We start from the raw sequence: 6,339 nt of genomic DNA, 5'->3' as shown, positions 1-6,339 counted from the left end.
GTAATTCGCTGATTGCGACGCAGGTGACGTCTCGGTTGGGTCAGGCGTTGGATGCTTCGGTGTCGGTGCGGGAGTTGTTCGAGGCGTCGACGGTGGAGGCGTTGGCTGCTCGTTTGGGTTCTCATGTCGGTGGTGGTTCGCGTGCGGCGTTGACTGCGCAGGTGCGTCCGGCGCAGGTGCCGTTGTCGTTGGCGCAGCAGCGCATGTGGTTCCTCAACCAGTTGGATACGAACTCGGCAGGGAACAATGTTCCGGTTGCGATCACGCTCACCGGAAAACTGGACGTGTCGGGGCTGGAACAGGCGGTCTCGGACGTTATCGGCCGCCACGAGGTTCTGCGCACGGTCTACCCCGAGGTCGACGGCGTCGGCTACCAGAAGATCGTTGCACCGGCTGATGTCGACGTGAACCTCACTGCAACCTTGGTCTCGGATTCGGCGATTGTTTCCGAGGTAACGAACTTCGTAGCGGCAGGCTTCGACGTGACGACCGAGGTGCCGTTGCGCGCCAAGCTGTTCCAGATCAAGGCCGACGAGCATGTTCTGGTATTCGTCGTGCACCACATCTCGACCGACGGTTTCTCGATGGGCCCGTTGACCCGTGACGTGATGACCGCCTACTACGCGCGAACCAACGGCCAGGCTCCGACCTGGACGCCGTTGCCGGTGCAGTACGCCGACTACTCGTTGTGGCAGCGTGAGGTTCTCGGGTCCGAGGACGATCCGCAGTCCGTCATCGCAAAGCAGATCTCTTACTGGGCGCAAGCACTGGACGGCGTGCCCGAACAGTTGAATCTTCCGGGGGATCGGGCTCGGCCGGCGGTATTCTCCGGTCAGGGAGCGACATTCGAATTCTCGATCGGTCAGGAATTGCACGAGCGGCTGATCAGCGTGGGCCGGGAACACAATGCGTCGATGTTCATGGTGGTCCATGCGGCTCTGGCGTCGTTTCTCGCACGTCTGTCGGGAACAACGGACATCAACATCGGTGCACCGATGGCCGGGCGAGGTGAATCCGAACTCGACGATTTGATCGGAATGTTCGTCAACACCTTGGTGCTGCGTACCGAGGTTGATCCTTCGGCGGCATTCACAACACTTCTGGCCTCGGCTCGGGAAACCGACCTTCAGGCGTTCGCGCACTCGGACCTTCCGTTCGAACGGCTCGTGGAAGTGCTGGACCCCGTTCGGTCGAGGGCACATCACCCGCTGTTCCAGGTGGCGTTGGCATTCCAGAACCTGGGGCAGAACTCATTGGCTCTGCCCGGTCTGACGGCCGCCGAGTTCGCAATCGACGAGACCGTGGCCAAGTTCGATCTGCAGCTCACGATCAGTGAGGTATCAGAAGGGCTGTCGGCGACGTTCACGTACGCGACGGATCTGTTCGACGAATCGACCGTCCGCGGATTCGCTGCACGATTGATGCGCATCCTGAACGGAATTGCGACGGACCCCACGACTTCAGTGGGTGACATCGAAATCCTCGACGCGTCCGAGCGTGAGGTTCTGACGAGCCAGAGGGCATCTTCAGGAGTAGCGCAGGCGCCGTTGGCAGAGATTCTTGCCGACGCTGCTGCGCGCTACCCGGACAACGTCGCATTGCGCTACCCCGGCACGGCGCAGGCCGCTGCCGGTCGGTCCATGACGTATCGCGAGGTCGACCAGTGGTCGTCGAAGCTGGCCCGCGTCTTGATCAATCGTGGTCTCGGGGCTGAAGATCTTGTGGCGGTGTCGATTCCGCGATCCGTCGAATCGGTACTCGCGGTGTGGGCAGTGTCGAAGACCGGGGCAGCGGTCGTTCCGATCGATCCGCACTATCCGGCAGATCGTATCGCGCACATGCTCAGCGACTCGGGTGCAAAGGTAGGCCTGACCCTCGACGTCGAACGTGCGAATCTCACCGACGACGTCGAGTGGTTGGTCGTGGACGGAGCGCTCGGCGAGCAGATGACCGCCGGAGTGTCCGGAGCGCCAATCGATGTCGAGGAACGTGTCCGTCCACTGACGACTGCTCATCCTGCCTGGGTGATCTACACTTCCGGCACGACCGGACTGCCGAAGGGCGTTGTCGCGACCAACGCCGGTCTGGCGAGCTTCAGTGTCACTCAGGCCGCGCATTACCTCGTGAAGCCCACCTCGCGGACACTGCACTTCGCGTCACCGAGTTTCGACGCGTCGATGCTCGAGTTGTTCCTCGCGGTGGCCACCGGCGCGACGATGGTCATCGTCCCGCCTGGCGTGTACGGCGGCGACGAACTGGCTGAGGTGTTCCGTAGCGAACGAGTCACGCATGCGTTCATCACACCAGCGGCTCTGGCGTCGATGGACCCGAGCGGCCTGGACGACCTGTCGGTCGTAGGTGTGGGCGGCGAAGCGTATTCGCCGGAACTGATCAGCAAGTGGACGACGGGGGACGACTCGGCCGCATCGGCTTCGGCTCCCAGGACGTTCCTGAATGTCTACGGCCCGACCGAGACGACAATCGTGACGAACGTCAGCGTTCCGCTTCTGCCTGGTGACCGAATGGACATCGGCGCCACGATCGGTGACATGGCCGCCTTCGTCCTGGACACACGACTCAATCCAGTTCCACTCGGAGTCTCGGGCGAGCTGTACCTGTCCGGTCCACAGGTGACCCGCGGTTATCATCGTCGCCCGGGCTTGAGTGCCGATCGATTCGTGGCAAACCCGCACGGTAATCCGGGCGAGCGAATGTACAGAACCGGTGACGTGGTGCGCTGGGTCGCTGGAACCGCACCCTCTACTTACGCAGTGGAATACGTGGGCCGCAACGATTTCCAGGTCAAGATTCGCGGTTTCCGGATCGAACTCGGTGAGATCGATGCGTCGTTGACCGCACACCCCGAGGTCGAGTTCGCGGCGACGATGGGTACGACCCTGCCGTCGGGTGCTCCGGCACTGGTGTCGTACGTATTCACCGGAAAGAACGCTTCGGTGACTTCGGCGGAATTGATCGAATTCGTCTCCAAAACCCTTCCGGCTCATATGGTTCCGGCTTCGGTCATGGTCTCCGCGGACATGCCACTCAGCCCGGCCGGCAAGCTGGACCGAAAAGCTCTCCCAGCGCCGGTCTTCGAGACCAAGGAATTCCGGGCCCCGGTTACCGAGATGGAACAAGTCCTGAGCGAGATCTTCGCGGACGTTCTCGGCCTCGATCGAATCGGCACCGATGACTCGTTCTTCGCCCAGGGCGGCGACTCGATCATGTCGATCCAACTCGTCTCGCGTGCGAAGGCACGTGGAATCGTATTCGCACCCAGTGACGTCTTCGAGAGCAAGACTGTCGCAGCACTGGCCGAAGTGGCGAAGTACGCCGCCGACGTCGAGGCCGCCGTGGTGCTCGAGGAGTTGCCGGGCGGTGGCGTCGGCTGGATGCCGTTGACGCCGATCGAACGATTCATGGTCGAGCGCGGTGGCAGCTACAACCGATTCACGCAGACGATGACTCTCGAGCTTCCACTCGGAGTGCAGCGAACCGACATCGTGCGAACACTCGCCGCAGTCGTCGACCACCACGACATGTTCCGCTCGCGGCTGATCTCCGACGGTCGCGGATGGGGGATGTCGGTCTCCGAGCCCGGAACCGTGGACGTCGAGGATCTGCTCAGCCGCGTCGATGTCGACGCGGCTGCGGACGAGTCGACAATTGTCCTCACGGCTTCCAAGGGCCTCGACGAGGCTCTCGGCCGATTGAATCCGGCTGACGGCGTGATGGTTCAGTTCGTGTGGGTCGACTTCGGTCCCTCTCGCACGGGGCGCTTGATCATTGCTGCGCACCACTTGATTGTCGACGGGGTTTCCTGGCGAATCATCGTTCCGGATCTGGTGTCGGCTGCGGCCCAGATGGCCGGGGCGAGCGGAGCGACGGGGGATGTAGCCGGAGCGACGGGCGATGTGGCTCTCGGGCCGACGGGTACGTCGATGCGCCGCTGGGCTCATGCATTGTCCGAAGAGGCCCATCGGGATTCGCGGGTAGCCGAGCTGGATACCTGGCGGAAGGTGTTGCAGACACCGGATCCGGTGCTGGGCAAGCGGGCGTACGACTCTGCCGTCGACGTTGCGGCAACGGTTCAGCGGATAAGCGTGGCGGTCCCCACTCAGGTGACCGAGACTCTGTTGACCACGCTGCCGGAGGTTTTCAACGGCGGCGCCAACGACGGCCTGCTCGCTGGACTGGCACTCGCGCTGATCGAGTGGCGTCGCCGAGCGGGAATCGACTCGACCTCTGCCCTGCTACAGCTCGAAGGCCACGGCCGTGAAGAAGCCGTGATTCCCGGTGCGGATCTGTCGAGGACTGTTGGCTGGTTCACTGCAGCCTTCCCGATCAGTCTCGATCTTTCCGAGGTAGACCTGGGTGACGCTTTTGCCGGAGGTGATTCGGCGGGACGCGCGATCAAGGCAGTGAAGGAGCAGTTGCTGGCGATCCCGGACAAGGGCGTCGGGTACGGACTGCTGCGCTACCTGAACGAAGACACGCGCGCAGTGCTTTCGCGCTTCGCAGGGGGACAGGTCAGCTTCAACTACTTGGGAAGGGTTGTCGCCGAGGATCTTCCGGCAGGTGTCGAGGGGCTCGGCTGGCTGCCGGCCGGCGATTTCGCCAACGTGTCAGCACCCGAAGACGTCGACATGCCCGCAAACAAGGTCGTCGACATCAATGCGATCGTCAACGACGGCGCGGACGGAGCTGTTCTGGAGGCCTCCTTCGCCTACCCCGTCGGTGCCATCGACGGCGAGAGCGTCGAGGCGTTTGCACAGATTTGGGTCGAAGCACTGACCGCCCTGGCGGAGCATTCTCGATCCGTCGGTGCCGGAGGACTCACTCCGTCCGACGTGCCGCTTGTCTCGGTGAGCCAACGAGATATCGACGGGTTCGAGAATCGATTCGGTACGGTGACCGACATCTGGCCGCTGGCACCGCTGCAGTCGGGCTTGCTCTTCCATGCGATGTTGGCGGAATCCAGCGTCGACCTCTACTCGGTGCAGATGATTCTCACTTTGTCCGGGAAGGTCGATGCCGACCGATTGCGGACTGCAGCACAGGGAATCATCGACCGTTACGCGAACCTGCGAACAGCATTCACGGCCGACGACGACGGAACGCCGGTCCAGATAGTCCTCGAGGACGTTGCTGTCCCGTGGCGGAACATCGATCTCAGCGATGTCGCGGCGGTCGACCGTGAGGCAGCACTGGACGCAGTTTTGACGGCTGACCAGGCGACACACTTCGACATGGCGTCACCGCCGTTGATTCGGTTCACTTTCGTCACGATGGCGGAGGGGGACTACCGCTTGGTCGTGGCGAATCACCACATCATTCTCGACGGTTGGTCGGTGCCGCTGCTCTTGCAGAACCTGTTGGCGCTGTACGCGACGCGTGGTGACGACTCGGTTCTTCCGCGTGTGCGCAGCTATCGCAATTACCTGGCGTGGCTTGTCGATCAGGATCGCGATCGATCACTGACCGCCTGGGCGGATGCGCTTTCCGGCGTCGAGCAGCCGACGCTGCTCGCTCAGGTCACAGGCGGACAGGAATTCACCGCGCTGTCACAGAAGCTGAACGTGTCGATGTCGTCGGAGACAACCGCGACGCTCACAGCTCTGGCTGCACGACTCGGCGTCACCGCCAACACGATCGTGCAGAGCGCGTGGGCGGTCCTGCTCGGTGCGTTGACCGGAACCGACGATGTTGTCTTCGGTGCAACAGTGTCCGGCCGGCCCCCGGCACTCACAGGCGTCGAATCGATGGTCGGGTTGTTCATCAACACCCTCCCGGTGCGGGTGCGCCTCGACGCCGCGGAGTCCGTCGAAGAATTGGTTGCCAGGGTCCAGATCGAGCAGGCGAGAATGCTCGATCATCACTATCTCGGTTTGACCGATGTGCAGAAAGCTTCGGACGTCGGAACATTGTTCGACACGTTGGTGGTCTTCGAGTCGTACCCGGTAGACCGTGAGGGCCTCGCCGCACAGGCGGATGTTCTCGACGGAATGATGATCGACGACATCTCCTCGGACGATTCCACGAACTACCCGTTGACCCTGCTGATCGCACTCGACGAGCAGTTGCACTTGACACTTCGGTACCTGCCGGACTTCTTCGATGCCGACTACGCAACTGGGTTGCTGGACAGAGTTCTTCGACTGCTCTCCGCCGTCGCTACCGATCCTTCCGTTCGTGTTGGTGACGTTGACATTTTGGATTCTGTTGAGCGTTCGTTGGTGCTCGAGGGGTGGAATGACACTGTTCACGAGTTGACTGATGGTGCTTTGTTGCTCGATGGTTTCGATGCGCAGGTGGCGGCGTCTCCGGGTGCGGTGGCGC

At 62.3% G+C, this 6,339-nt stretch carries 1 protein-coding gene; it reads left to right on the top strand.

Annotation, left to right across the window (positions count from 1 at the left end):
- Window positions 1-23 precede the first annotated feature (23 nt).
- The coding region (locus tag G8767_RS34715) for a non-ribosomal peptide synthetase (RefSeq protein ID WP_166814188.1) at window positions 24-6,339 on the top strand (6,316 nt) is incomplete at its 3' end.

It is taken from the genome of Rhodococcus sp. IC4_135, from assembly GCF_011602025.1.
Taxonomy (GTDB): domain Bacteria; phylum Actinomycetota; class Actinomycetes; order Mycobacteriales; family Mycobacteriaceae; genus Rhodococcus_F; species Rhodococcus_F baikonurensis.
The sequence above is the reverse complement of the archived record's forward strand: the minus strand, read 5'-3'. Positions and strand labels throughout refer to the sequence as shown.